Origin of the sequence: Mesorhizobium sp. M0140 (assembly GCF_040322475.1) — a bacterium.
Classification (GTDB): domain Bacteria; phylum Pseudomonadota; class Alphaproteobacteria; order Rhizobiales; family Rhizobiaceae; genus Mesorhizobium.
In genome coordinates this window covers 17,056-42,678 of the sequence record NZ_JAMYTM010000047.1, presented here as the reverse complement: position 1 = coordinate 42,678, position 25,623 = coordinate 17,056, and the positions used below count along the sequence as shown (strand labels likewise).

Genomic DNA, 25,623 nt, shown 5'->3' with positions numbered 1-25,623 from the left:
GGTCTCGGCATTCCGGCCATCATCGAGAAGGCGCGCAGAATAGTCGGCGACGGTCCGACCTATGTCTCATTCGACATCGACAGCGTCGATCCGGCATTCGCGCCCGGCACCGGCACGCCTGAGGTCGGCGGGCTGACGATGCGCGAAGTGCTCGAACTGCTGCGCGGCCTCAAGGGCCTCAACATCGTCGGCGGCGACGTCGTCGAGGTGGCGCCGCAATACGACGCCACCACCAACACGGCGCATGCCGCCGCACAGGTGCTGTTCGAGATATTGAGCCTGATGGTGTTCAGCCCGGCAATCACGGGCAAGGGAGCCTGACGTTCAGAAAGCAAAGGCGGCCGCCGCGCTGGAGCCGGCGGTCGACTCCCAACAAACAAAGCTTCCAGACAGGGGAATGACATGACGATCCGCAAGACGTTTGCCTCCATCGCCGCCGTGCTGATGCTCGGCACGGCCGGCTTCGGCCTCTCGATTCAGGCCGCCAGCGCCGATGCGCTGGCTGATATCACCAAGGCCGGCGCCATCAATGTCGGCGTCTTCGCCGATTTCCCGCCCTTCTCCTCGGCCAGCGCCGACATGAGCCTCAAGGGCTATGACATGGACGTCGCGCAATACATTGCCGACACGCTCAAGGTGAAGCTCAATCCCGTCGCCGTCACCGGCCAGAACCGCATCCCGTATCTGAACGACCACCGCGTCGATATTCTGATGAGCGTAGGCTATTCGAAGGAACGCGAGCAGGTGATCGACTTCGCCGTTGCCTACGCGCCTTACTACATCGCCGTGATCGGTCCGGCGGCACTTTCGGTCAAGGGCAAGGAAGACCTCGCCGACAAGTCGATCGCCGTCAACCGCGGCACGCTGGAAGACACCTCGCTCACCGAGGCAGCCCCCGCCTCGGCCGACATCAAGCGCTTCGACAACTACAATTCGGTGATCCAGGCCTTCATCTCCGGCCAGACCCAGCTGATGGTCGTCGGCAACGATGTCGGCGCACAGGTGCTGGCCAAGCAGGACGCGCTGAAGCCGGAGCAGAAATTCCAGCTCCTGACCTCGCCTTCGCATATCGGCCTCAACAAGAACGAAGACAGCCTGAAGAAGGCGGTCAACGATGCCGTCGCCAAGATGCTGGCCGACGGCAAGCTGGACGAAAGCTCGAAAACCTGGCTGAAGACGCCGCTCAATCCCGACAACCTCAAGGACTGAGTTTCCGTGGCCTTTGCCTGGCTTCCGGGTGCTGTCGGCGATATCGCGCGCGGCGCGGCCACGACGATCCTGTTGATCGCCGTGACCACGCTCGCTGGAACGTTCATCAGCATCCTGGGTGCCGCGGGACGCCGCAACGGTCCCGTGCTGCTCAAGCGGGCGATCGCCTGGTATGTTGAAATCATCCGCAACACGCCGTTCCTGGTGCAGCTGTTCTTCATTTTCTTTGGACTGCCTAGCCTCGGCATCCGGCTCGACCCGATCCTGGCCGCCATGCTGGCGATGACGCTCAACATGGCGGCCTATACCATCGAGATCGTCGGCGCCGGGCTTGACGCCGTGCCCGGCGGACAGACGGAAGCGGCCCTGGCGCTGGGCCTGAGGCCACGCCAGGTGTTCATCAAGATTGTGCTGCCGCAGGCGCTCAAGGTGATCTTCCCGGCGCTGACCAGCCAGATCGTCATCATGATGCTGGAGTCGGCGGTCGTGTCGCAGATTGCGGTGCGCGAGCTGACCTACGAGGCCGACATGCTGCAGGCCCGCACCTTCCGCTCCTTCGAGACCTATTTCGTCGTGACGCTGGTCTATCTCGTCCTGTCTATGGCCTTGCGCCGGCTGCTGGTGTCAGGCGGACGCCGCGTCCTGGGGGCCGGCGTGTCATGATCGAATTCACCTTCTGGGACATCGTGCGCAACCTGCTGCTCGCTGCCCGCTGGACGGTGCTGCTATCGCTGGCCGCCTTCATCGGCGGCGGCATCGTCGGCCTGGTCGTGCTGTTCTTCAGGATCGCCAAGAACAAGTGGAGCAGGCGTGTTGCTTCCGGCTACATCGCCCTGTTCCAGGGAACGCCGCTCTTGATGCAGCTGTTCCTGATGTTCTTCGGCCTGCCGATGCTCGGCCTGCGCATCGAACCGTGGACGGCGGCGGCGCTCGGCCTCACCTTCTTCGCCAGCGCCTATCTCGCCGAGATCTGGCGCTCGGGCGTCGCGGCGCTACCCCTCGGCCAATGGGACGCCGGCGCCAGCCTTGGCCTGCACTATCTGCAGGAGCTGAGGCTGATCATCCTGCCGCAGGCCTTTTCGATCACCCGCGCACCCACCGTCGGCTTCCTGGTTCAGCTGATCAAATCGACCGCGCTGACCTCGATCATCGGCTTCGAGGAACTGGTGCGGACCTCTAACGCCATCAACAATGCGACCTTCGAACCGTTCAAGGTCTACGGGCTGGTGGCTCTGATCTTCTTCGTCATGTGCTTTCCGCTGACGCAATACGCCCGCAGGCTCGAGAAACAGGCGGCTGCCCGCTGACGCGCCAAGGCAGATGTCCTTGCGGTTAGCGCTCGACTTCAGGCCGGCAGCCCAAGCTGCTTGCGCAGGCTCTTGTCGAATGCGGACGCGGGGACGAAACGGCGCAGGAAATTGACCTGGCGCGCCATTTTTCCCGCCGCATAGCGCTTCTTAGGGGAGGGATCGGTCGCTGCTGCCAAAACGGTGTTGGCGACCACTTCGGGCGCATCGCCTTTGTCCATCGATTTCCGCACGGATACAGTCATCCCGGCGCGCGCGGAGTCGTAGATTTCGAGCGACCGGTCGGGGGCGACAAGATTGTCCTCGAATGATGTGCGGGTATAGGCGGGCTCCACCAGCGAAACGCGGATGCCGAACGGGCGCAATTCGTGATCGAGCGACTCCGAATAACCCTCGATGGCATGTTTGGTCGCCGAGTAGAGTGCAAAATAGGGAGCGGGGATGAACCCCTGCACCGAACTCAAATTCACGATTCTGCCCTTCCCTTGGCGTCGCATTGCCGGCAGCACCGCGTTGGTCACGCGGAAAACGCCGAAGACGTTCACGTCGAACAGCGCCTTGGCCTGGGCGGTCGAGGACTCCTCCGCGCCGCCAAACAGGCCCATGCCGGCATTGTTGACAAGCAGGTCGATGCGTCCGGCCTTGGCCAGAACGTCATCGACCATTGTCGCAACGGACGCGTCGTCGGTCACGTCGCAGGTCAGCATGGTCACGCCGGCGGATGGCTGGGAGCTCGCGCGACGGCTGGTTCCGAAGACGCGAAAGCCGGCGCCTAGCAAGGCATCGGCGGTAGCGCGCCCGATGCCGGAAGACGCCCCTGTCACCAAGGCGACGCCGGGATTGGTCTTGTTCATGGAAATCGTGTCCTTCTTTGCGTTGGATCGGATTGGGAAAAGCATGAGAGGCCGGGGCAAAGGGCGTTGGTCATGACTGCGTCCGGCCACCGGTTAGTTCCAGCGTCTGAACAGGGCGCTGGCATTCACGCCGCCAAAGCCGAAGCCATTGGAGATCGCGTACTCCATCTCCATCGGCCGGGCCGCGTTTGCGACGAAGTCGATGCCGTCGCCGGCCGGATCGGCCTCGCCCAGGTTGAGGGTTGGCGGAGCAATCTGATCCCTGAGCGCCAGGATTGCGAAGATCGCACCAAGCCCGCCGGCCGCTCCGAGCAAATGTCCGGTCGCCGATTTCGTCGCACTGACAGCTATCGCGAAATCGCGCCCGAACACGCTCTTGATCGCTTCGATCTCACCCAGGTCGCCGACTGACGTGGAGGTCGCATGCGCATTGAGATGACGAACCTCGCGTGGCGAAATCCCTGCCTGGGCAATCGCGATCTGCATGGCCCGGCGCGCGCCGTCGCCGTCCTCCGGCCCGGAGGTGACGTGGTGGGCATCCGCGGTCGTGCCGTAGCCGACGAGCTCAGCCAACGGCTTTGCGCCGCGCGCCAACGCGTGGCTCAACGCCTCGATGACCAGCACGCCGGCTCCTTCGCCCATGACGAAGCCATCCCGCGATGTGTCGAAAGGGCGCGAGGCTTGAGCGGGTGCCCAATTAAAGCCGGTGGAAAGAGAGCGAGCCGCGGCGAACCCGCCGAGACTGACGGTGTTGATGCACGCTTCCGTTCCGCCACACACGGCGATGTCGGCTTCGTTGGCGCGGATCAGGCGGGCGGCGTCGCCGATCGCCTGGATGCCCGCCGCGCATGCCGTCACCGGTGCGCCGAGTGGACCTTTGAAACCATGACGGATCGAGATGTGGCCCGCCGCGAGGTTCACCAGGAAGGACGGCACCGTAAAGGGAGACAGGCGGCGGGCGCCACGCAGGTCCACCGTGCGCACCGCCTCGGTGATGGCGGGGAACCCGCCGATTCCTGAAGCGATGATCGTGGCCGTGCGCAGGCGCTCCGTTTCCAGGGCAGGCTTCCATTGCGCCTGCGCAAGCGCCTCTTCCGCCGCCGCCAACGCGAAGAGAATGAACCGGTCCACCTTGCGCTGATCCTTCGCGGATAGGACGGCATCGGCATCGAAACCAGTCTCCGGATCTTCGCCCAGGGAGGGAACCATGCCGCCAATCTTAACCGGCAGCTCTCCCACCACATCGTCCGGAAGCCTGCGAACGCCGGACCGGCCGGCAAGCAGGCGTGACCAGGACGCTTCGACATTGGCGGCCAGGGGCGTGACCGCTCCCATGCCCGTGACGACAATCCGTTGCATCTGCTCTCCTATCCTTGGTGTGCCGGCGGCACTGCTCGCGCCGTTCAAGTGGCGACTGCTTCGCGAACCTGATCGGCCGCCGCATCCAGAAAAGCCCGCGCAAGGTCGGGATCGTTGACGACCCGCGAGAGCACGACCGCGCCGACCATCGTCGAGAGAACGGCCATTGCCTTTTTTCCGGTCTTTTCGCTGTCGCCCTCGCCAACCCAACCGCCGAGCATCTCAAGGTACGCCTTGATGCCGTCTTCGAATGACGCCTTCACCTCGGCACCCTGCCTGGCTGCATCCGAACCGAGCGCAACGACCGGGCAGCCGTCCATCTTTTCCTCGCGATGGTCCATGCTGAGGTAGAATGAGATCACCCCGTAGAGCGGGTTCCCAGGATGTGCCGCGGTCGCGGCTGACCATTTGTGGGTGGCGCTTTCCATCGCCCGCCTGGACGCCAACGCCGCCAAATCGTCCTTCGACTCGAATTGCTTGTAAAAGGCGCCCTGGGTCAGCCCGGCACCCTTCATCAGATCCTTGAGGCCGATGCCGTCAAAGCCGCGCTCCCGAAAAAGCCGGCTTGCCACATTGATCACGGTCTCGCGGTTTTCCGCGGCCTGAGTGCGACTCACACGCATCGTCATCTCCTTTTTTAGATTGCATTCGTAATCTATACCCTATATAGAGGGTGAACGCAATCTAAAAAAAGGACAAATGAGATGATCCGCAAAACGCTGAGCGCCTCGCTCCTGGCGGCGCTGTTTCTTGCAACCCCGGCTCTCGCCGAGGAAGCCACCATCGGACGCCCGATCGAAGGCGGCAGCCTGCACCAGGGACACCTGGACATGGTGGCCTACTACGTTCCGCGCGGCGACCTGCTTGAGGTCACCGCCACTTTCGCACCGAAGACCGGGGGTGATCCGCTGCGGTTCGTCATGGGCCTCGCCAACAGTGACGCCGTGGCGTTTTCCATACCGGGCCACCCGGGCTCGCTCTACGCGTTCTCAAGGTCCGGTAAGGAAGTGACGGTCTCGACCGGGACCGGCACATCCCTGCGAGCCGATGCGACAACGCCCTGACCTGACGCGCAGGCCGCGGCCGCGCGATGCTGGCCGGGGCTCTCGCGTCCGATCACGCCATCCCAATGAGCCTGGAGAGGTCACATGCTTTACAGCTATTTTGTCGAGAAATCGATCCGGCAGAGCTTCGACGACGTCAACAACCATCGCTGGGACGCGGCGGTGAAGGCCATCGCGCCGCATGTCCATCACCGGGTTGGTGGCGCCCACGCGCTTGGTGGGGAGCGCCACGACAAGCAAGCCCTGCGCCGGTGGTTCGAGCGCCTCGGCCGTGTTCTGCCCACTCTCCATCTCACGGTCAACCACGTCTGGGTGAAGGGCTGGCCGTGGCATACCACCGTGTTTGCCCAGTGGGATGGCACCGCAACCCTGCTCAACGGCGATACGTCCTACGTCAACCATGGTCTCCACGTGTTCACGCTACGGTGGGGCAGGGTTCATGCGCTCGAGGAGTTTTACGATTCACAGGCGGCGGCGCGCGGTCTCGCCGCCCAGGCCGCAGCCGGCCTCGAAGAAGCTGTCGCCGAACAGATAACAAGCTAGCTGAAGCGCGGTCCGAGGACGGCCAAGGTTTAAGGGCCGGTCGCGCTGATCTTTTTCGTCGCGTGCCTTCCGCCTGCGCAGTATGCGCGGAGGGTCGGGAAGCGAGCGCCGGCGCTGGACTGCAAGCCAGGAAACCCAGTGCGGGAGCGCAGCGCTGCATCGATGCCGGTGCTGTCGCGGCAACGGTCGAGCCGAGGCAGGCATATAGCTTTCCTGCTAGGAATAGGCCTTGACATCTTGCCGTTCGAATTGTCCATTTGATGCTTGACCGGGCCGAACGGGGCGGCGAGGGCGGACAGGGGCAAACCGGCGCGTGGATAGACAGTCGAGTCGAGTGCTGTTGAAGACGGTTGGGCTGACAAAAGCCTTTCGAGGGCTGGTTGCCCTGCGGGATCATTCCATCGAGCTGCACGAAGGTGAAATCGTTGGGGTAATCGGGCCGAATGGCTCGGGCAAGAGCACGCTTTTCAACCTGATCACCGGCTTCTCCCAGCCGAATTCCGGTAGCATCGAGATGGAGGGCCGTTCGATCGTCGGCCTGCGCACATCGCAGATCGTCGCGATGGGCATCGCCCGCACCTTCCAGGGTTCTCGCCTATTCGGCAGCCTCAGTGTCGCACAGAACGTGCTGACGGCGGCGCAGCTGCGCCATCCTGTCGGGCCCGCCGATACCGTGCTGCGCGGTCGGCGCTATCGCGAGCGGGTGGCCGCGACGCGGCAGCAGGCCGACGAACTCCTCGACCTCATGGGCCTGACAGATCAGGCCGGCAGGGTCGCCGCGGATCTTCCCTACGGCGATCAGCGGCGGCTGGAGATTGCGCGTGCGTTGGCGACCGGCCCGCAGTTGCTGCTGCTCGATGAGCCCGCAGCCGGGCTTGATTCCAACGAGACCAAGGTGTTGGCGGCGCTGATTCGGACGATCCGTGACCGCTACGGCGTAACGGTGGTCGTTGTCGAGCACGACATGGACCTGATCATGGCGCTGTGCGAACGCATCCAGGTGCTGGCGACCGGCGAGGTGATCTGCGTCGGAACACCGGAGCAGGTACGCGAACACCCGAAAGTGCGGGAGGCGTATCTTGGCCACGCCTAGCCCCGTTCTGCTCAGCGTCGAGAACCTCGAGGTCAATTTCGGCGCGGTGCGTGCGCTGAAGGGCATTTCGCTCGACGTCCATGCCGGCGAGGTGGTGGCGTTGGTGGGGGCCAACGGCGCCGGCAAGAGCACGACCTTGCGCACCATTTCCGGCCTGTCGCGGCCGCGCGGCGGCAAGATCATCTTCGATGGCAAGCCAATTGGAGGTGTCGCTCCGTCGCGCATCGTAACTCTGGGCATCGCGCAGAGCCCGGAGGGCAGGCGCCTGTTCGGCGGCCTGACGGTGGCCGACAATCTGCGGCTCGGCGCCTGCACCCGCACCGACAAGGAGGCCGTCGTCAGAGATAGCGAGCGCATGTTCATGCTGTTCCCGGTTCTCAAGCAGCGGCTGAAGCAACTGGCCGGCACGCTGTCGGGCGGCGAACAGCAGCAGCTTGCTCTGGCGCGCGCGCTGATGGCGGCGCCGCGCCTGCTGCTGCTCGACGAGCCTTCGCTCGGCGTTGCGCCGCTGCTGGTGCGCCACATCTTCAGCGCGCTTGCCGAACTGAAGCGCCAGGGCATGACGATGCTGCTGGTGGAACAGAACATCACGCTCGCGCTGGACCTCGCCGACCGTGCCTATGTGCTGCGCACGGGTCAGGTGGCGCTGTCGGGCCGGTCCGCGGAACTGCGCGACAGCGAACGCGTGGCGCAGGCATATCTCGGGGCGGCAACATGACCCAGCTGGACTATATCCTGCAGCAGATCGTCAACGCGGTGAGCCTCGGCAGCCTCTACGCGCTGGTGGCGGTCGGCCTGTCGATCGTCTTCGGCGTCCTCAAGCTCACCAATTTCGCGCATGGCGACGTAATGATGGTAGGCGCATTCGGGGTAGCTCTGCTGGCGGGGATCGGCGTTCCGTTCCCTGTCGCCGTGATCTGCGGCATCGCCGCGGCGGCCGTCGCGGGCTTCCTCATCGAACGCATCGCCTATCGTCCGATCCGCGACGCGCCCGACGTTGCGCGACTGCTCACCAGCCTCGCCGTCACCTACATCATCGAGAACGTCGGAATCCTGGTGTTCACCTCCTCGCCGCGCAATTTTCCACTCCCCGATATTCTCAACACCTCCTGGGAAATGTCGAACGGCGCCATCACCTTCACCAGCATCAATCTCCTGACCATCGCGCTGACCTTCGTGTCGCTGCTCCTCCTCGGCTGGTTCATCACGCGCACCACGACCGGGCTCGGCATGCGCGCCGCAGCCGAGGACATGTCGGCGGCACACCTTGTCGGACTCAACGTCAACCGGCTGATCATCGTCGCCTTCATCGTCGCATCCGCCTATGCCGGCCTTGCCGGCATTTTGTGGGCGGCACAGGCCGGCGTGGTGCAGCCGCAGATGGGCTTCACGCCGCTCCTGAAGGCTTTCGTGGCGGCGATCATCGGCGGCTTCGGGTCGATCGCGGGCGCCCTGGTGGGCGGCTACATATTGGGCGCGCTGGAGATCTTCATCGTCGCATTCCTGCCGAGCAGCGTCTCGTCCTATCGCGACGCAATCGTCTTTGCCGTGCTGATCGCCTTTCTCCTGGTGCGCCCGGGCGGGCTGCTCCAGCCAAACCGGGAGATAAAGCTGTGAGCCGGGAAGCGCGGATCACACTCCTCGTCCTCGTCGCCCTGGTGGCGGGAGCAGCTGTCGCTTTCGGTGCGCCGCACGTGCTGAGCGACTATTTCGTCCGGATTATCCTGCTGATCGCGCTGAATGCAATCCTGGTGCTGGCGCTGTCGCTGAGCAACGGTTTTACGGGCGTGTTTTCGCTCGGTCATGTCGGCTTCATCGGCGCCGGCGCGTATATATCGGGAATACTGTCGATTCCCGTACAGCAGAAGATGGCACTGCTGCCGCATCTGCCGGCGTTTCTGCATGCTTTCAGCCTCCCCTTCCTGCCGGCGACGCTGGTGGCAGGTCTTCTGACGGCGCTGCTTGCCGTGGTCGTCGGTTATCCCTTGATGCGCCTGTCGGGCTATTTCGTTTCGGTGGCGACGATGGGATTCTTGATTATCGTCAACGTGGTGCTGATCAATGCGTCGGATTTCACCCGAGGCGCCCGCACTTTCACCGGTGTGCCGCTGGAGACGACGTTGCCCTGGGTGATGGGTTGGCTCGCCATCACGGTGTTCGTTCTGGCGCGCCTGGTCTATTCGCCTTTCGGGCGCGCCATGAAGGCGGTGCGCGACGACACAATCGCGGCCAGCGCTGTCGGCATCGGCGTGTTGCGGACCAGACTGATCGCCTTCGTCATCGGCGCGTTCTTCTCAGGCGTCGGCGGGTCGCTCTACGCACATTATCTCGGCTCGTTTTCGCCGAACACCTTTTACTTCGCGCTGACCATGAGCCTGATCACAATGCTGGTGCTAGGCGGCATGGGCTCCCTGACCGGCGCGGTGGTTGGCGTCATCTGCGTTTCGCTGTTGTCGGAGGTCCTGCGCTCGGTCGAACGCGGCTTCACGATCGGCGATTTCGCGGTGCCGGCCCTGTTTGGCGCCAGCCAGATCGTGCTCGGCTTCATCTTCATTCTAGTCATGATCTTCCGGCCGAAGGGGATCATGGGGGACCGGGAACTTACGTTCGGATTAACCCAAAGATCGGCAACGGTGAACCAGACAGAGGAACGAAAACGATGATCAAACTCACTCGACGCGACACCATCGGCCTAGGACTGGGCGCATTCTTCGCGCTTGCCTCGGCCAGCACGGCACTTGCTGCCGACACGATCAAGATCGGCTATCCGGCAAACCTGACCGGCATTCAGGCCTCGCTCGACGGTCCGATGCTGAATGGCGCCAAGCTGGCGGCAAGCGAAATCAACGCCGCCGGCGGCGTGCTCGGCCAACAGATAGAACTGGTGATCTACGACTCCAAGAGCGATTCGACGACGATCTCGACCGTCGCCAGCCAGTTGATCGACAGCGACAAGGTCGTCGGCATCATCGGCTTCGCCGATTCCGATTCGGTGCTGGCCATCGGACCGCAGGTCCAGAAGGCGCAGATCCCGTTCATCACGCCCGGCGCGACCTCGCCGAAATTGCCGAGCCAGCTCGGCAACGAGATCTTCCTCGCCGCCTTCGGCGACAACGTTCAGGCTGCGGTTGGCGCGGAATTTGCGCTGAACAAGCTGAACGGCAAGACCGCCTACCTGCTGACCGACATCGGCACCGAATACACAACGCTGCTGTCGGACTACTTCGTCACCGCCTACGAGCATGGCGGGGGCAAGATCTTGGAGCGCGACACCTACAAGATCGGCGACAAGACCTTTACCGCGCAGATCGCCAAACTGAAGGCGCTGTCACCGCAGCCCGACTTCGTCTATGCCTCGTCGAATGCCGAGGAAATCGGCCTGATCTTGAAGCAGATGCGCCAGGCCGGCATCAACCTGCCGGTGGTCGGCGGCGACGGTTACGACACGCCCTTGCTGATCCAGGTCGGCGGCGACGCGGCCAAGGACACCTACTTCACCACCCATGCCTATATCGGTGAGGGCGCCACCCCGAAGGTGCAGGCCTTCATCGACGCCTACACCAAGTCGGCCGGCAATGCCCCGGAGAACGCGTTCGCTGCGCTCGGCTACGATTCGGTCAAGCTGATGACCGACGCGATCAAGCGTGCCGGTGCGCCGGATCCGGCCAAGATCCGTGACGCGCTGGCCGCTACGTCCGGGCTCGACGGCGTGACCGGAACGATCACCTACCGCCCGGGCATTTCGGTGCCGGACAAATCGGTCTCGGTCATCGGTGTCAAGGACGGCAAGCTTGTCCTTGCAAGTGAAGCGGCACCGACCTTCGTCGCGGAGCCGTGATCTTGTCCACTCCGGGTTCCCTTTGGGACATCTACAGGTCGCGGCTCTCCGCCGCGACCTTCACCGACCTGACGCATGCGTTTCATCCGGGCCAGCCGCACTTCCCGGCCTTCCCGGACGAGGAGCGCCGTGCGTTGCTCGATTTTTCGAAGGGCGACGCCTTCCAGGTCCACCACTACGCCTTCGTCGGACAGTGGGGCACCCATGTCGATCCGCCGGTGCACTTCATCGACGGCGGCCGCTCGATCGACCAACTGTCGGTGGCGGAGATGCTTCTGCCGTTGGTCATCCTCGACATCAGCGACAGGGTCGCCGCCGATCCCGACGCGACGCCGACGCTCGACGACATTTCCGCCTGGGAGACACGGAACGGCCGTATCCCGGAAAAGTGTTTTGTCGCGCTTCGCACCGGGTGGTGGCCGCGCTGGCCAGACCCCGTGGCGTTTCAGAACAAGTCGGCCGACGGTATCTCGCATGCGCCGGGCTGGTCGAAGCCGGTGCTGGAGGAACTTTTGGAACGCCGCGGTGTCGCTGCCATCGGGCACGAGGGCATGGACACCGATCCCGGCCGCGCCACTTCCGCGGGTGACGCAAGCCTGGAATACTATGTGCTGTCCCGCGACTGCTGGCAGATCGAGCTCCTGGCCAATCTCGACAAGGTGCCTGACGCCGGCGCGTTGATAATGGCAAGCTGGCCAAAGCCAAAGGCCGGATCCGGCTTCCCGGCTCGCGCTGTCGCCATCCATGAAGCGGCCGGCTGAACGCGTGAAACCGCAGCTAGCGGCGTCTAGGGGCCGCCACACAACGATCACCAGACACACGGAATTCAGACATGGATATAGACACAGTCCGCGATGCTTTTCCGGCGATGGCGAGAGGTGCCGAGCCGAAGAAGCGGATTTTCTTCGACAATCCCGCGGGAACCCAGATGGCGAGCCGTTCGATCGAGCGCATGACGCGTGCCATGATCGAGACCAACGCCAATCTTGGTGGCTATTTCGAAACCTCACTCGCGGCCCAGGCGATGGTCGACGACGCGCATCAGGCGATGGCCGATTTCTTCAATGCCGCGGACCGGCGTGAGGTGGTGTTCGGCCAGAACATGACGACGCTGACTTTCGCCGTCTCGCGCGCCATCGGCCGCGATCTGAACGCCGGCGACGCCATCGTGTTGACGCGCATGGATCATGACGCCAACGTCGCACCCTGGCTGATGCTGGCGGAGGATCGCGGGCTTGAGGTACGCTGGATCGACCTCGATCCAAAAACGTTCGAACTCGACCTGTCGACGCTGGAGGCCACTATCGACGAGGAGGTCAAGCTGGTCGCCGTCGGCTATGCCAGCAACGTTACCGGCACGATCAACGACGTGAAGCGGATCGCGCAGCGCGCACGCGCGGTCGGGGCGCTGAGCTATATCGACGCGGTGCAGTTCGCGCCGCATGGAGTGATCGACGTCCAGGAGATTGGCTGTGATTTCCTGGTTTGCTCGGCCTACAAATTTTTCGGACCGCATCACGGGGTGTTGTGGGGCCGGTTCGATCTGCTGCAGGCGCTGACCGCCTACAAGGTGCGCGCGGCTTCGAACACGCCACCTGGAAAATTCGAGACGGGGACGACAAGCCGCGAGGCGCTTGCCGGGGTGCTTGGCGCCGTCGAGCACTATGCCTGGCTCGGACAGTCCTTCGGCAACGTCCACCCGCAGGCGACGCGGCGCGAGCGCATCGTCGCCGGCATTGAAGTCGCCGACCGTTATGAGCGTGTCCTGACAGCACGGCTGATTGCCGGATTGTCCAGAATTGATGGCGTCTTGGTCCAGGGTATAACCGATGTGGCGGCGCTGGCGCGCCGGGTGCCTACCGTGTCGATCACCGTTGACGGAACCGATCCCGCCGATATCGCCAAGGCGATGGCAAAGGAAGGCATCTATCTCTGGCATGGCCACAATTACGGTTTGGAGCCAATCAAGCGGCTGGGGCTTGCGGACCGCAACGGCGTCGTCCGCATCGGGCTGGCCCATTATAACACCGAGGCGGAAGTCGATTTTCTGTTGGCGAAGCTGGCGGACTGGATGAAGACGCGGACCTGACATGCGCGACAGAAACGGAACCCCGAGGATCGGCGTCAAGTTGCGCCATGCCAGACAGGTGCTTGGCCTCAGCCTGGAAGAGCTCGGCGCCCGCATCGGGCTGACAGAGGGTTATCTCTCGAAGATCGAAAACGACCGCGCGACGCCCTCGATGGCGGCTCTGCACCGGCTGGTGCAGGCGCTGGGCATCAACATGAACGCTATGTTCGGCACGCTGCAGCACAATGCCTCGGAAGTGTTCGTGTTGCGGCAAAACGAGCGTCCGCACATGGAGACGGGACATCGGCGCTCGGGCAACCATGTCGTGCTCGAGCAATTGGTGCCATCCGGTCCGGAATATCTGCTGCAGATCAATGTCCACGTGATCGAGGCCGGCGGCGGCAGCCTCGAGTTGATCAGCCACAAGGGACAGGAATTCGGCTACGTGCTCGAAGGTTCCGTCGAGTTGCTGGTCGAGACGAACGTGGTGGCGCTCGAGGCAGGCGACGCGTTTTATTTCAACTCCGAACTCGGCCACGGCTACCGCAATATCGGTTCGACCACGGTCCGTATCCTCTGGGTCAACACGCCGCCGACATTCTGACCGCCTCTATCGCGGAGTTGTGAAGGCGTTGTTCAATGAGCCAACGCCCACAGGACAACAGCCGCCGGGCCATCGGCCGTTCTGTTTCAATGCCCGAACGCGAGCGGCGGCGCCAACCGGTCGCGCCGCAGCCAGCGCGCCAGCAGCAGCGCGGCCACCACGGCCAGCCCCGTCGACAGGCCGATCCAGATGCCGACGCCATGCAGGCCGAAATGGAAGGCGAGCAGCACGCCGAGCGGCAGGCCGACGCCCCAATAGCCGATCGCGGCATAGATCATCGGCACCTTGGTGTCATGCAGGCCGCGCAGCATGCCGGCGGCCACCGCCTGGGCGCCGTCGAAGACCTGGAACAGCGCCGCGAAGACGAGGAACGACACGGCAAGTTCGATCACCCTGGCATTGGCCGGATTGCCCAGATCGATGAAGGCGCTGATCAGCGGATGCGGCCACAGGATCATCACCAGCCCCATCAGCGCCATGAACGAGACGCCGATGACAAAGGCGGTCCAGCCGGCGCGCGAGACGCCTTCCGGATTGCCGGCGCCGTGCGCAAGGCCGACGCGCACCGTCACCGCCTGGTTGAGGCCGAGCGGCACCATGAAGGAGATCGAGGCGATCTGGATGGCGATCGCGTGCGCGGCCAGGGAATCCGCGTCGATCAGGCCCATCAGCAGGGCCGCCGCATTGAAGATCGTCACCTCGAAGGCGAGGATGCCGGCAATCGGCAGGCCGAGCCGCAACAGGCCCTTGAAGCGCGGCCAGTCGGCGCGCCAGAAACGGCCGAACAGACGGTAGCGGCGGAACTTCTTCTCCAGCATCACCACGGCAGCCATGCCGATGAACATCAGCGCTGAGGACAGCGAGGTGGCAAGGCCCGACCCGGCAATGCCCATTGCCGGCACGCCGAGATTGCCGAACATGAACACCCAGTTGAAGAAGACGTTGCAGGCGACGGCGACGAAGACGATGACCAGCGCCCAGCCCGGCCGTTCCAGCGCCGAGATGAACGAGCGCAGCACGATATAGAAGTAGAAGGGCAGCACCGCCCATTCGAGCCAGCGCAGATAGATGCCGGCCTGATGGGCCAGAACCGGGTCCTGGCCCATGGCCAATAGAATGCCCTCGCCGTGCCAAAGCACGAGCCAGATCGGGATCGAGATCAGGATCGCCAGCCACAGGCCCTGGCGCACGGTGCGGCGCAGGTCGCGCACCGAATAGCGGCGGCGGCCGAGCTCGGTAGCGATCATCGGCGAGGTCGCCAGCATCAGGCCGAGGCCGAAGATCAGCGGCATGAAATAAAGGTTGGCGCCAAGCGCGCCGCTGGCCAGCGTATCCGGGCCCAGACGACCCATCATCATGACGTCGGTGGCCGTCATCGCGGTCTGGCCGAGATTGGTCAGCACCATCGGCCAGGCGAGCGCCAGCGTCGCCCTGATTTCCTGACGCCAAAGATTTTCCGGCGCGCGAGCGCCGGCTTCGATCGCAGACATTGTTCCGCTCTTTCCAGCTACGGCACGTCGGCCAGAGCCGGAAGCCGCATGTCAAACGGCAAAACCTTCGGTTTCGCCGCGTTTGCGTCAGCTTCTGGACGAAACGCGACATGAAGGCAAGAGAGGAGGGACGGGAACGGATTGAGCCAGCGACCGGCCCGATGCTCTAGCGGATCGCGTCCAGCATCCGGCGCTGGCGGTGCATCTCGAGGAAAACCTTGTAGTCGCGCTCGAAACGCCCTGATGATTTCGGGTTCGACGGGCGCGTCCTGCCGCCTTGCTGCATGGCAAGACAGGCGGCGTTGAGGTCGGGAAACAGCCCGGCAGCGGTGGCGGCGATCATGCCGGTGCCGAGCAGCACCGCCTCGTCGGCCAGCGGCTCGATCACCGTGCAGCCGGTGGCGTCGGCGTAGAGTTCCATCAGCAGCGGGTTCTTGGTGTGGCCGCCGGTGACGTGCAGCGTGTCGATCAGATAGCCGTTCTCGTTCAGTGCCTCCAGCACGTGGCGCACGCCGAGCGCGATGCCGACGGCGGTGCGCCAATAGAGCTTGCACAGGCTGTCGAAGGAGGAATCCAGCGTCAGCCCGCTGACGACGCCGACGGCATGCGGATCGGCGAGCGGTGAGCGGTTGCCATGAAAGTCGGGCAGCACATGCAGCCTTGCGGCGAGGCTGTCGCCCTCGATGGCGCGCAGCTCGGCGACACGCCTGGCGATCTTCGCATGCATGGCGGCATCCGGCTCGCCGCCGGCGCCGTGCCAGCGGATGATGTGGTCGAGCAGGGCGCCGGTCGCCGACTGGCCGCCTTCCGACAGCCACAGCCTGGGCAGCGCCGCGCCGTAATACGGCCCCCAGACGCCGGCGAAAGGCTGCGGATCCGGTGACATCGCCATGACGCAGCTCGACGTGCCGGCGATCAGCGCCAAATGCCGGCCGATGTCCTGTTCGTCGCCGGCAAAGCCGCCGAGCACGCCAAGCGCGCCGGCATAGGCATCGATGACGCCGGAGCCCACCCGGCATTTCTCGCTCAGCCCAAGCTCGGCCGCCGCTTGCGCCGTCAATCGACCGATATCGGCGCCGACGGGACTGGCCTTTTCCGGCAGGCTGCCGTGCTCGAAAAGATCGCCGAGGCCGACGAGCTCGAAGAAGTCGCGCCGCCAGCCTGTCTCCTCATGCGCCAGATAGGTCCATTTGGCGGTCAGCGTGCATTGCGAGCGGGCCAGCGAACCCGTCGCTTGCCAGGTCAGGAAATCGGTCAGGTCGAATAAATAGCCGGCTTCATTCCACGTGTCCGGCAAATTGCGCTTCAGCCACATCAGTTTCGGCGTCGCCATTTCCGGCGACATGACGCCGCCGATGTAATTCAGCACGGCGTGGCCGCTTGCCGTGCATTCGTCGGCCTCGGCGATGGCGCGGTGGTCGAGCCAGACGACGGTGTCCCAGCGCTTGTCGCCCGTGACCGAGACACTGAGCTGGCTGCCTTGCCGGTCGCGCACCACCAGCGAACAGGTGGCATCGAAGGAGATGCCGACAATGTCCTCAGGCTCGACACCGGCTTTTTCGCGGGCAGCGCGCACGGCGGTGCAGACGGCCGACCAGATATCGCGCGAATCATGCTCGGCGTGATCGGGCTTCGGCTGGTTCATGGCGATCGGCCGCTCGGCGCGGCCGAGCAAGGTGCCACTGGTGTCGAGAATGCCCGCGCGAGCGCTCCCGGTGCCGACATCGACCGCGCAAACGAACTGTTTCGTCAAGATGCTCTGTCTCTCGCTCCCAAGCCTGCAATCAGATCGGGCAATTGCAGCATGTCAGCGAATATAAAGTCCGGTTCACTCGACGCAAGCCGCGCTTTCAAGGCGGGATTGCCGGCATGCGATCCGCCGGTGAAGGCGAGCACGCGCATCCCTGCCGCCCGCGCAGCAGCGATGCCGGCCGGGCTGTCCTCGATGACGAGGCATTTGCGCGGATGGGCCCGCATGCTGGCGGCGGCATGCAGGAACAGATCCGGCGCCGGCTTTCCCTTGGCCACCATGGTGGCACTGAACAGATGCGGCTCCATCAGCCCAAGCAATCCGGTGACGTCGAGCGCGTAGCGGATGCGGTCGAGCGTGCCTGAGGACGCGACACAGTACGGCAGCCCAAGCTTGGGCAGCATCTTCCTGACGCCGGCGATCGGCTTCAGCTCCTCGCGGAATTTGCGCATCAATTCGACGCGCATCTCGGTCAGGTGCAGGTCGGTGATATCGAGCCCGAAGTCGCGGCCGAGGATCTCGCGCACGCTTTTCATGCTCTTGCCGAGGAAATGCTCGTAGGCGGCGTCCTCACTGACGCTGCCGCCGGCAAGTTTGACCATGCCAAGCAGCGCCGAGACGGAGAGCGCCTCGCTGTCGACCAGCACGCCATCACAGTCGAAGATGACCAGCTCAGGCGTCATGATGGAGAATGGCTCTCAGAGCTTGCCGGCGAGGTAGCGCGTCAGCGTCGCGCGCGCGCCATTCGCCCACAGCACGTTGAGCGCATGGGCAAAGGCCTCGACAAACGCCGTCGCGCGGCCGACATCGCCATAGATGTCCTCCATGGCGAGCCAGGCGGCGGGAGCATCCTTTGCCGCCTTTGCCGTCGCTTGCAGCCGGTCCCAGCTCGGATCGTTGGGCTCGATGACGGCACCGCTGTCGGTCGTACCGAAGCAATAGCGGCACCAGAGCGCTGATTCCAGCGCCAGGCCGACGACGCTTTTCCCGGCCTTCAGCCGGTCGGCGATGGTCGGGATGATGAATTTCGGCTGGCGGTTGGAGCCGTCGAGGCAGAGCCGGCGCACCGTGTCGCCGATCTTGGGATTGGAGAAGCGGCTCTCGATGAGCTGGTAATAGTCTTCCAGGACCGTGTCCGGCACCGGCGGCACGGTCGGGATGATTTCGTCCCGTTCGAGCTTGGCCAGAAACCCGCTCACCAGCGGCTCCTGCATCGCCTCATGGACGAAATGGATGTCCATCAGCCCGGCCGGATAAGCGATGGTGGCGTGGCCGCCATTGAGGATGCGGATCTTCATCAATTCGTAGGGCGCAACGTCTTTGACGAACTGCACGCCGACCTTTTCCAGTGGCGGCCGGCCGCCGGTGAAATGGTCCTCCAGCACCCACTGCCGGAACGGCTCGCAGAACACCGGCCAGTTGTCCTCAAGGCCAAAATCCTTGGCGAGAATGCCGCGTTCGCGATCGGTGGTCGCCGGCGTGATGCGATCGACCATGCCGTTCGGAAAGGCGACATGCTCGCTGGCCCAGTTCGCCAGATCCTCGTCGATCAAACGGGCCAGGCCGATGACCCCGTCCGAGGTGACATGGCCGTTGTGGGGGATGTTGTCGCACGACATCACCGTGAACGGCACGGTACCCTCGTCGCGGCGGCGCACCAGCCCGGCAAGGATGATGCCGAACACCGTCTTCGGCGTCGCGCCGGGCTGCGCATCGGCGACGATGTCGGGATGGGTCGGGTTGAACACGCCGGAGGCCGGGTCGATGAAATAGCCGCCTTCGGTGATGGTCAGCGAAACGATCTTGATGGCCGGGTCGGCCAGCTGTTCGATGATGCCGGCCGCATCGCCGGGCATCAGGAAGTCGATCATGGCGCCGGTGACGCGTGCGCTCATATGGCCGCTGTCCTGCTCGACCACGGTGGTCAGCCAATCCTGCTCTTCCAGTTTGCCGCGACCGATCTTTTCACCGTCGAACACGCCGGCGCCGATCAGCGCCCAGTCATGGCCGATGCCCGCATTGAACAAATCGTCGAGATAGACGGCCTGATGCGAGCGGTGAAAATTGCCAACGCCGAAATGCACGATGCCGGCCTTCAATGTTGCGCGGTCATACTTCGGACCGGCGACCTCAGTGGGCAGCTTGGAGAGGTTTGAGGACGAGAGTTTCACGGTCATCTGTTTTACCCTTTGGCCGGATTTCGGCCTTCGTTACGCTCCTCTCCCGGTCGGGGAGAGGATAAGGGATGGCACTTGCTACGCGCCCGCTGATGTCGGCCTCTGCTCCTCGCGGAGGTACGAGGAGCAGAGGCCGTCCCCCGCCCTCAACTCATCCACTGGCCGCCGTCGACATTGTAGGTCTGGGCGACGACGTATTCGGCGTCGGCGCTGGCGAGAAAAACCGCCATGCCGGTAAGGTCCTGCGCCGTGCCCATGCGGCCATAGGGCACCGCCTCGCCGACCAGTTTCTTCTTCTCGCCCCTCGGCCGGTTTTCATATTTGGCGAACAGCGAATCGACGTGATCCCAGTGCTCGCCGTCGACCACGCCAGGGGCAATCGCGTTGACGTTGATGCGGTGCTTGATGAGGTCGAGCCCCGCCGACTGGGTCAGCGAGATGACGGCGGCCTTGGTGGCGCAGTAGACGCCGACCAGCGCCTCGCCGCGGCGTCCGGCCTGGCTCGCCATGTTGATGATCCTGCCGCCCCGGCCAGCGGCGATCATCGAGCGGGCGGCAGCCTGCAGCATGAACAGCGTGCCGGCGACATTGACGGAAAACAATTTGTCGTAGCTTGCCTTGGTGATCTCGACGATCGGCGCCAGGTCGAACAGGGCGGCGTTGTTGATCAGGATATCCAGGCCACCGGTCTTCGTCTCGACGGCTTTCACCGCCGCTTCGATCGAGGCGAGGTCGGTGACGTCGAGCTTGACCGCATAGGCCTTGCCGCCGATCTCGGCGGCTGTCTTCTGCGCCGCCTCGAGATTGATGTCGGCGATGGCGACGGTTGCGCCTTCGCCGGCATAGGCTTCGGCGAAGGCTCTGCCGATGCCGCGGGCGGAACCCGTGATCAGCGCGGATTTGCCGGCCAGTCTCATGCTCACATCGCCTTTCCGTCGGCGCCGAAGCGGTGCAGCTTGGCCTTGTCCGCTGTCAGATAGATGGTGTCGCCGTGACGGACGGCGAGTTCGCCGTCGGCGCGCACTGTCAGCGGACCGACGCCATCGGACTGGACGTGCAGGAAGGTGTCGGAGCCGAGATGTTCGGCGACGCCGACAGTGGCTTTCCATTCGCCCGCCGTGGTCGAGATCTCCAGATGCTCGGGACGGATGCCGATGGTCTTGGCGCCGTTTTTGGCAGCCGGCGCGCCTTCTATCAGGTTCATCTTCGGCGAGCCGATGAAGCCGGCGACGAACAGGTTCTTCGGCGTCTTGTAGAGCTCCATCGGCGAGCCGACCTGCTCGATGTTGCCGGCGTTCAGCACGACGATCTTGTCGGCCATGGTCATGGCTTCGACCTGATCGTGGGTGACGTAGATCATGGTGGTCTTGAGCTGATGGTGCAACTCGCTGATCTCCAGCCGCATGGTGCCGCGCAGTGCCGCATCGAGGTTGGACAGCGGTTCGTCGAACAGGAAGGCGGTCGGCTGACGCACGATGGCGCGGCCGATGGCGACGCGTTGGCGCTGGCCGCCGGAAAGCTGGCCGGGCCGGCGTTCGAGATAGTTGGTCAAGTTGAGCACGCGCGCCGCGTCTCCCACCTTCTTGTCGATGGTCGCCTTGTCCTCACCGGCCATCTTCAGCGGAAAGCCGATGTTCTTGGCCACCGTCATGTGCGGATAGAGCGCGTAGGACTGGAACACCATGGCCAGCTTGCGCTTGGCCGGTGCCTCGCCGGTGACGTCGCGGCCGTCGATGTTGATGGAGCCGCCGCTGGTGTCCTCGAGCCCGGCGATCAGGCGCAGCAGCGTTGACTTGCCGCAACCCGACGGGCCGACGAAGACGACGAACTCGCCATTCTCGATCACCAGGTCGAGACCGGGGATGATGGACGTCGCTCCGAAGGATTTGGAGACGTTCTTGAGCGTGATGTTTCCCATGATTTCCTCCCCGAGGGGTTATTTCTGCCGATTGCTTCGAACAATTCCGTTATTTCACCGCACCACCAATTATTTGACCGCACCAAATGTCAGGCCGCGCACCAACTGCTTCTGGCTGAACCAGCCCATGATCAGGATCGGCGCGATGGCCAGCGTCGAGGCGGCCGAAAGCTTGGCCCAGAACAGGCCTTGCGGGCTGGAGAACGAGCTGATGAAGGCGGTCAGCGGTGCGGCTTCCGTCGTCGTCAGCCGGATTGTCCAGAACGCCTCGTTCCAGGCCAGGATGATGTTGAGCAGCATCGTCGAGGCGATGCCCGGCACCGCCATCGGCGTCAGCACATAGACGATCTCGTTCCACAGCGAGGCGCCGTCCATGCGCGCCGCTTCCAGGATCTCGCCCGGTATTTCGCGGAAGTAAGTGTAGAGCATCCACACCACGATCGGCAGGTTGATCAGCATCAGCATGATCATCAGGCCGATGCGGCTGTCGAGCAGTCCGGTATCGCGGAAGATCAAGTAGATCGGGAACAGCACCGCGACCGCGGGCATCATCTTGGTGGACAGCATCCACATCAAGATGTCCTTGGTCCGCTTGGTCGGCGAGAAGGCCATCGACCATGCCGCCGGTATGGCGACCAGCAGGGCCAGGATGGTCGAGCCGACCGAGAGCAGAACCGAGTTGAAGAAGAACTTGAAGTAGCCGCTTTGCGCCTGAACCTCGGCATAGCTCTCGAACGTTCCCGACGGGATGATGCTGAAGCCCTGGATGGCTTCCTGCTCCGACTTGAACGAGGTGATGATCGTGTAGAGGATCGGGAAGAAGATCAGCAGGGCGACGATCCAGGCGGCAATTGTCGCAATCGTCTTGTGCTGGGTGGTGACTGAGCGTGCCATCGTAGCCTCCCTTACTTGTCCAGGTTCTTGCCGACCGCGCGCATGGCGAAGAAGGCAACGATGTTAGCGAGAATGACGGCGATCACGCCGCCGGCGGATGCCTGGCCGATTTTGAACTCCAGCAACGCCTTCTGGTAGACGAGGAAGGGCAGGTTGGTGGAGGCGTATCCCGGGCCGCCATTGGTGGTGACGAGGATCTCGGCATAGACGGAGAGGAGGAAGATCGTCTGGATCAGGATGACGACCGTGATGGCGCGCGACATGTGCGGCAGCGTCAGATAGATGAAGCGGCTGATGAAGCCGGCGCCGTCCATCTCGGCGGCTTCCTTCTGCTCACCGTCGAGCGACTGCAACGCGGTCAAGAGAATGAGCGTGGCGAAAGGCAGCCATTGCCAGGCGACGATGATGATGATCGCCAGCATCGGATGCTGCCCGAACCAGTCGATCGGCTGGACCCCGAAGAAGCGGGCTATATCGGCGAACACCCCGTATTGCGGGTGCATGATCATGTTCTTCCAGACCAGTGCGGCCACCGGCGGCATGACGAAGAACGGCGAAATGACGAGGATGCGCACGATGCCCTGGCCCCACATCGGCTGGTCGATCAGCAGCGCCAGAAGGATGCCGCCGATCACCGTGATCAGGAGCACGCTGACCACCAAGGTGAGCGTGTTGAGGATCGATTGCAGGAAGGCCGGGTTGGAATAGAACAGCGCGTAGTTCGAGAAGCCGACGAAGCCGTCGCGGATCGGATTGAGCGGGTTGTATTGCTGGAAAGAGAACCAGATGGTGATGACCAGCGGCACAATCATCCAGACGAACAGCAGCACCACGGATGGCGCCATCATGAAACGGGCAAGCGAACGGGTCTGCTGAGTAGCCATGACGGTCACCCTTCACTGGTCAGACGGAATTTTCAAAAGGCGTTAAAGGCGGCCGCCCGAACTGGGAACTCGGGCGGCCGTTGCCGGTCAGGAGGCGACCGGCAGTCGGCGCCGGGAGGAGCCTTACTTGATGTACCCGCCTTCGGTCATAGCCGCGGTGGCAGCGTCCTGGGCCTGCTTCAGGGCATCGTCGACGCTCGACTGGCCGGCAAGAGCCGCCGAGAAGAGCTGGCCGACAGTGGTGCCAAGACCCTGGAACTCAGGGATGGCGACGAACTGCACGCCGACATAGGGCACCGGCTTGACGGTCGGATGCGTCGGATCGGCGGCGTTGATGGAGTCCAGCGTCATCTTGGCGAACGGAGCCGCCTTCTGGTATTCGGCATTGGCGTAGAGCGAGGAGCGCGTGCCCGGAGGAACGTTGGCCCAGCCTTCCTTCGAAGCGACGAGTTCCGCATAATGCTTGCTGGTCGCCCAGGAGACGAATTTCTGGGCGGCATCGGCCTTCTGCGTGCCGGCGGGGATCGCCAGCGACCATGCCCACAGCCAATTGCCGCGCTTGCCCAGGCCATTGTCGGGTGCCAGCGCATATCCAACCTTGTCAGCGACCTGCGATGCCTTGGGATCGGAGACGAAGGACGCAGCGACGGTGGCGTCGATCCACATGCCGCATTTGCCCTGCTGGAACAGCGCCAGGTTTTCGTTGAAGCCGTTGGAGGACGCACCCTCAGGGCCGTCGGCCTTCATCAGGTCGACATAGAACTGCAGCGTGTTCTTCCATTCCGGCTGATCGAACTGCGGCTTCCAGTTCTCGTCGAACCAGCGCGCCCCGAAGGAGTTCGACATGGCGGTCAGGAAAGCCATGTTCTCGCCCCAGCCGGCCTTGCCGCGCAGGCACACGCCGTTCACGCCATTGGCGCGATCGGTCATCTTGTCGGCGGCCTGCCTGATGAAGTCCCAGGTGGGCGCGTCGGGCATCTTCAGTCCGGCCTTCTCGATCAGGTCCTTGCGGTACATGACGAAGGAGCTTTCGCCGTAGAAGGGCGCGGCATAGAGCTTGCCGTCGACCGAAAGGCCGCCGGCGATGGCCGGGATGATATCCTTGGCGTCGTAGTCGTCGCCGAGCTTGTCGAGCGGCAGCAGCCAGCTCTGCTTGGCCCAGATCGGAACCTCATAGGTGCCGATGGTCATCACGTCGTACTGGCCGCCCTTGGTGGCGATGTCGGTGGTGACGCGCTCGCGCAGCACGTTTTCTTCGAGCGTAACCCAGTTGAGCTGGATGTCGGGGTTCGCCTTGGTGAAGTCCTCGGTCAGCTTTTGCATGCGGACCATATCGCCATTGTTGACGGTGGCGATGGTGATGGATTCGGCATGTGCGGCGAACGCAAGCGTGCTGGCCGACAACAAGCCCAGGGTGAGCGTGCGAAGTTTCATCAAATTCCTCCCTTGAACCAAGATGAGCATTTGCCTTGGCTTTGGGCAATTACTCACTTGGCGTGAATTATGTCAAGCCGGATTCGATGCTGCAGCGCAGCACCCGGGCAAACCGCAGGCCGGGACGAGCGGAAATTGCCAGGGCGAGGATCGTCCCGGCCGCAACAGTGAGGCAACAGCGGATAGATCTGCGAGAACCAGGTGCAGCCCGGAAGCTTGCCGGTCAGCAGGCGATCTCGGCCAGCAGCCAGTCGCGGAAGGCACGGATCTTCGGCACGTTGCGGCGCGCCTCGGGATAGACCAGCCAATAGGCATGGCCGTCGTCGCCAACCAGATCGAAAGGTTGGATCAGGCGCCCGTCCGCGAGTTCCGCCTTGAACAGCGCCCTGGTCAGGATCGCGACGCCATGACCGGCGATCGCCGCATTGGCCTCATAGGCCTGCGCGCCCATGCTGCTGCCGGGCCGCTTGGCAAGATCGTGCGAGTGCACGCCAGCAGCCGAGAACCATTCCGTCCACCAGATGTCGCCGGGATCGAGGATAGGCAGCCGCAAGAGGTCGGCCGGTTCCCTGACGCCGCCGATGGTCGCCGCGAGTTTCGGGCTCAGCATCGGCGTGAAGTCGGCATCGAGCAGCTTGTGCGCTTCCAGGCCCGGCCATTTGCCGCCGCCCGAGCGGATGGCGATATCGGTATCCTCGCGGGCAAAGTCGGTCAGGCGGCTCGACGTTTCGAGCCGCACCGCCAGCGACGGATGGGCGATCTGGAACGACCCCAGCCGGTGCGCGAGCCAGTTCGAGGCGAATGTCAGCACCGTCGTGACGCACAGCAAGCCGTCGGCCCCGCCACGCACCGCGGCATAGGCCTGGCCAAGGATGGCGAAGGCCTCGCTGACCGCAGGTGCCAGGCGCTGCCCGGCCTCGGTTAACACGATCTGCCGCGGCCGGCGTAGGAACAGCGGCGCGCCGACACGCTCCTCCAGCACCTTGATCTGATAGCTGACCGCCGCTTGCGTCATGGCGAGTTCGCCGGCGGCCTTGGTGAAGGAAAGATGCCGCGCCACCGCGTCGAACACCCGGATCGCCTGCAGCGGCGGGAGTGGCGAAACCTGTCGCGAGCCGAGGTCCGGCATAAGGCCTC

General features: G+C 63.8%; 27 protein-coding genes. 14 read left to right on the top strand and 13 right to left on the bottom strand.

The window, feature by feature from the left end:
• The 4 genes from NKJ37_RS29770 to NKJ37_RS29755 form a co-directional block, all read left to right on the top strand.
• Nucleotides 1-321, top strand: a 321-nt coding sequence (locus NKJ37_RS29770; RefSeq protein ID WP_352776196.1) for an arginase family protein, incomplete at its 5' end; no start/stop codon positions are given.
• 81 nt (nt 322-402) lie between these two features.
• Nucleotides 403-1,209 carry a transporter substrate-binding domain-containing protein gene (locus NKJ37_RS29765; protein ID WP_352751911.1) on the top strand — a complete coding sequence of 269 codons (807 nt, stop codon included), beginning with the start codon at nt 403-405 and terminating at the stop codon, nt 1,207-1,209.
• Between the two features lie 6 nt (nt 1,210-1,215).
• The gene (locus NKJ37_RS29760) at nt 1,216-1,872 is read left to right on the top strand and encodes an amino acid ABC transporter permease (protein WP_352776194.1); all 657 of its coding nucleotides are present in this window, start codon (nt 1,216-1,218) and stop codon (nt 1,870-1,872) included.
• Complete coding sequence (locus NKJ37_RS29755; RefSeq protein WP_128304213.1) at nt 1,869-2,516, top strand: amino acid ABC transporter permease; 648 nt, start codon at nt 1,869-1,871, stop codon at nt 2,514-2,516. The genes NKJ37_RS29760 and NKJ37_RS29755 overlap by 4 nt, the downstream gene beginning before the upstream one ends.
• A 38-nt stretch (nt 2,517-2,554) precedes the next feature.
• Here the strand turns inward: NKJ37_RS29755 and NKJ37_RS29750 are convergent, their stop codons facing one another.
• The 3 genes from NKJ37_RS29750 to NKJ37_RS29740 all read right to left on the bottom strand — a co-directional run bounded on the left by NKJ37_RS29750 (nt 2,555) and on the right by NKJ37_RS29740 (nt 5,352).
• The gene (locus tag NKJ37_RS29750) at nt 2,555-3,370 is read right to left on the bottom strand and encodes an oxidoreductase (protein WP_352776192.1); all 816 of its coding nucleotides are present in this window, start codon (nt 3,368-3,370) and stop codon (nt 2,555-2,557) included.
• A 93-nt stretch (nt 3,371-3,463) separates the two neighbouring features.
• The gene (gene fabF, locus NKJ37_RS29745) at nt 3,464-4,729 is read right to left on the bottom strand and encodes a beta-ketoacyl-ACP synthase II (RefSeq protein ID WP_352776190.1); all 1,266 of its coding nucleotides are present in this window, start codon (nt 4,727-4,729) and stop codon (nt 3,464-3,466) included.
• A gap of 44 nt (nt 4,730-4,773) precedes the next feature.
• Nucleotides 4,774-5,352 carry a TetR/AcrR family transcriptional regulator gene (locus tag NKJ37_RS29740; protein WP_023810721.1) on the bottom strand — a complete coding sequence of 193 codons (579 nt, stop codon included), beginning with the start codon at nt 5,350-5,352 and terminating at the stop codon, nt 4,774-4,776.
• A gap of 81 nt (nt 5,353-5,433) precedes the next feature.
• Between NKJ37_RS29740 and NKJ37_RS29735 the strand changes: the two genes are divergently transcribed.
• The 10 genes from NKJ37_RS29735 (at nt 5,434) to NKJ37_RS29690 (ending at nt 13,939) form a co-directional block, all read left to right on the top strand.
• Nucleotides 5,434-5,793 carry a hypothetical protein gene (locus NKJ37_RS29735; RefSeq protein WP_023810720.1) on the top strand — a complete coding sequence of 120 codons (360 nt, stop codon included), beginning with the start codon at nt 5,434-5,436 and terminating at the stop codon, nt 5,791-5,793.
• Nucleotides 5,794-5,877: 84 nt separating this feature from the next.
• Nucleotides 5,878-6,336 carry a nuclear transport factor 2 family protein gene (locus NKJ37_RS29730; RefSeq protein ID WP_128304215.1) on the top strand — a complete coding sequence of 153 codons (459 nt, stop codon included), beginning with the start codon at nt 5,878-5,880 and terminating at the stop codon, nt 6,334-6,336.
• Nucleotides 6,337-6,670: 334 nt separating this feature from the next.
• Nucleotides 6,671-7,429, top strand: a complete 759-nt coding sequence (locus NKJ37_RS29725) for an ABC transporter ATP-binding protein (RefSeq protein WP_352440566.1) — start codon at nt 6,671-6,673, stop codon at nt 7,427-7,429.
• Nucleotides 7,416-8,147: an ABC transporter ATP-binding protein gene (locus NKJ37_RS29720; RefSeq protein WP_352720816.1), complete on the top strand. Its 732-nt coding sequence runs from the start codon at nt 7,416-7,418 to the stop codon at nt 8,145-8,147. The genes NKJ37_RS29725 and NKJ37_RS29720 overlap by 14 nt, the downstream gene beginning before the upstream one ends.
• Nucleotides 8,144-9,046 carry a branched-chain amino acid ABC transporter permease gene (locus tag NKJ37_RS29715; RefSeq protein ID WP_128304218.1) on the top strand — a complete coding sequence of 301 codons (903 nt, stop codon included), beginning with the start codon at nt 8,144-8,146 and terminating at the stop codon, nt 9,044-9,046. Before NKJ37_RS29720 ends, NKJ37_RS29715 begins: the two co-directional genes overlap by 4 nt.
• Entirely contained in the window at nt 9,043-10,092 is a 1,050-nt protein-coding gene (locus tag NKJ37_RS29710) for a branched-chain amino acid ABC transporter permease (RefSeq protein WP_023810716.1), read from the top strand. The genes NKJ37_RS29715 and NKJ37_RS29710 overlap by 4 nt, the downstream gene beginning before the upstream one ends.
• Nucleotides 10,089-11,267 (top strand): ABC transporter substrate-binding protein, encoded by a 1,179-nt coding sequence (locus NKJ37_RS29705; RefSeq protein ID WP_023810715.1) that lies wholly within the window; start codon nt 10,089-10,091, stop codon nt 11,265-11,267. Before NKJ37_RS29710 ends, NKJ37_RS29705 begins: the two co-directional genes overlap by 4 nt.
• Nucleotides 11,268-11,269: 2 nt before the next feature.
• Nucleotides 11,270-12,028 (top strand): cyclase family protein, encoded by a 759-nt coding sequence (locus NKJ37_RS29700; RefSeq protein WP_023810714.1) that lies wholly within the window; start codon nt 11,270-11,272, stop codon nt 12,026-12,028.
• A gap of 71 nt (nt 12,029-12,099) precedes the next feature.
• Complete coding sequence (locus NKJ37_RS29695) at nt 12,100-13,356, top strand: cysteine desulfurase-like protein (protein WP_352776186.1); 1,257 nt, start codon at nt 12,100-12,102, stop codon at nt 13,354-13,356.
• Between the two features lies 1 nt (nt 13,357).
• Complete coding sequence (locus tag NKJ37_RS29690; protein ID WP_023810712.1) at nt 13,358-13,939, top strand: cupin domain-containing protein; 582 nt, start codon at nt 13,358-13,360, stop codon at nt 13,937-13,939.
• 86 nt (nt 13,940-14,025) lie between these two features.
• Here the strand turns inward: NKJ37_RS29690 and NKJ37_RS29685 are convergent, their stop codons facing one another.
• The 10 genes from NKJ37_RS29685 to gcvA all read right to left on the bottom strand — a co-directional run bounded on the left by NKJ37_RS29685 (nt 14,026) and on the right by gcvA (nt 25,615).
• Nucleotides 14,026-15,429 (bottom strand): MATE family efflux transporter, encoded by a 1,404-nt coding sequence (locus NKJ37_RS29685; protein ID WP_023810711.1) that lies wholly within the window; start codon nt 15,427-15,429, stop codon nt 14,026-14,028.
• A gap of 166 nt (nt 15,430-15,595) precedes the next feature.
• Nucleotides 15,596-17,182 carry an FGGY-family carbohydrate kinase gene (locus NKJ37_RS29680; protein ID WP_023810709.1) on the bottom strand — a complete coding sequence of 529 codons (1,587 nt, stop codon included), beginning with the start codon at nt 17,180-17,182 and terminating at the stop codon, nt 15,596-15,598.
• Nucleotides 17,179-17,862, bottom strand: a complete 684-nt coding sequence (locus tag NKJ37_RS29675) for an HAD family hydrolase (protein ID WP_023810708.1) — start codon at nt 17,860-17,862, stop codon at nt 17,179-17,181. The genes NKJ37_RS29680 and NKJ37_RS29675 overlap by 4 nt, the downstream gene beginning before the upstream one ends.
• A 15-nt stretch (nt 17,863-17,877) precedes the next feature.
• Complete coding sequence (locus NKJ37_RS29670) at nt 17,878-19,356, bottom strand: mannitol dehydrogenase family protein (protein WP_023810707.1); 1,479 nt, start codon at nt 19,354-19,356, stop codon at nt 17,878-17,880.
• 146 nt (nt 19,357-19,502) lie between these two features.
• Entirely contained in the window at nt 19,503-20,273 is a 771-nt protein-coding gene (locus NKJ37_RS29665) for an L-iditol 2-dehydrogenase (RefSeq protein WP_128304237.1), read from the bottom strand.
• 2 nt (nt 20,274-20,275) lie between these two features.
• Nucleotides 20,276-21,274: an ABC transporter ATP-binding protein gene (locus NKJ37_RS29660; RefSeq protein ID WP_023810706.1), complete on the bottom strand. Its 999-nt coding sequence runs from the start codon at nt 21,272-21,274 to the stop codon at nt 20,276-20,278.
• A 69-nt stretch (nt 21,275-21,343) separates the two neighbouring features.
• Entirely contained in the window at nt 21,344-22,168 is an 825-nt protein-coding gene (locus NKJ37_RS29655; RefSeq protein ID WP_352553102.1) for a carbohydrate ABC transporter permease, read from the bottom strand.
• An 11-nt stretch (nt 22,169-22,179) separates the two neighbouring features.
• Nucleotides 22,180-23,052 (bottom strand): carbohydrate ABC transporter permease, encoded by an 873-nt coding sequence (locus tag NKJ37_RS29650; protein WP_352776184.1) that lies wholly within the window; start codon nt 23,050-23,052, stop codon nt 22,180-22,182.
• A 123-nt stretch (nt 23,053-23,175) separates the two neighbouring features.
• The gene (locus NKJ37_RS29645) at nt 23,176-24,486 is read right to left on the bottom strand and encodes an ABC transporter substrate-binding protein (protein ID WP_127297546.1); all 1,311 of its coding nucleotides are present in this window, start codon (nt 24,484-24,486) and stop codon (nt 23,176-23,178) included.
• A gap of 223 nt (nt 24,487-24,709) precedes the next feature.
• The gene (gene gcvA, locus NKJ37_RS29640) at nt 24,710-25,615 is read right to left on the bottom strand and encodes a transcriptional regulator GcvA (protein WP_023810703.1); all 906 of its coding nucleotides are present in this window, start codon (nt 25,613-25,615) and stop codon (nt 24,710-24,712) included.
• Between the last annotated feature and the right edge of the window lie 8 nt (nt 25,616-25,623).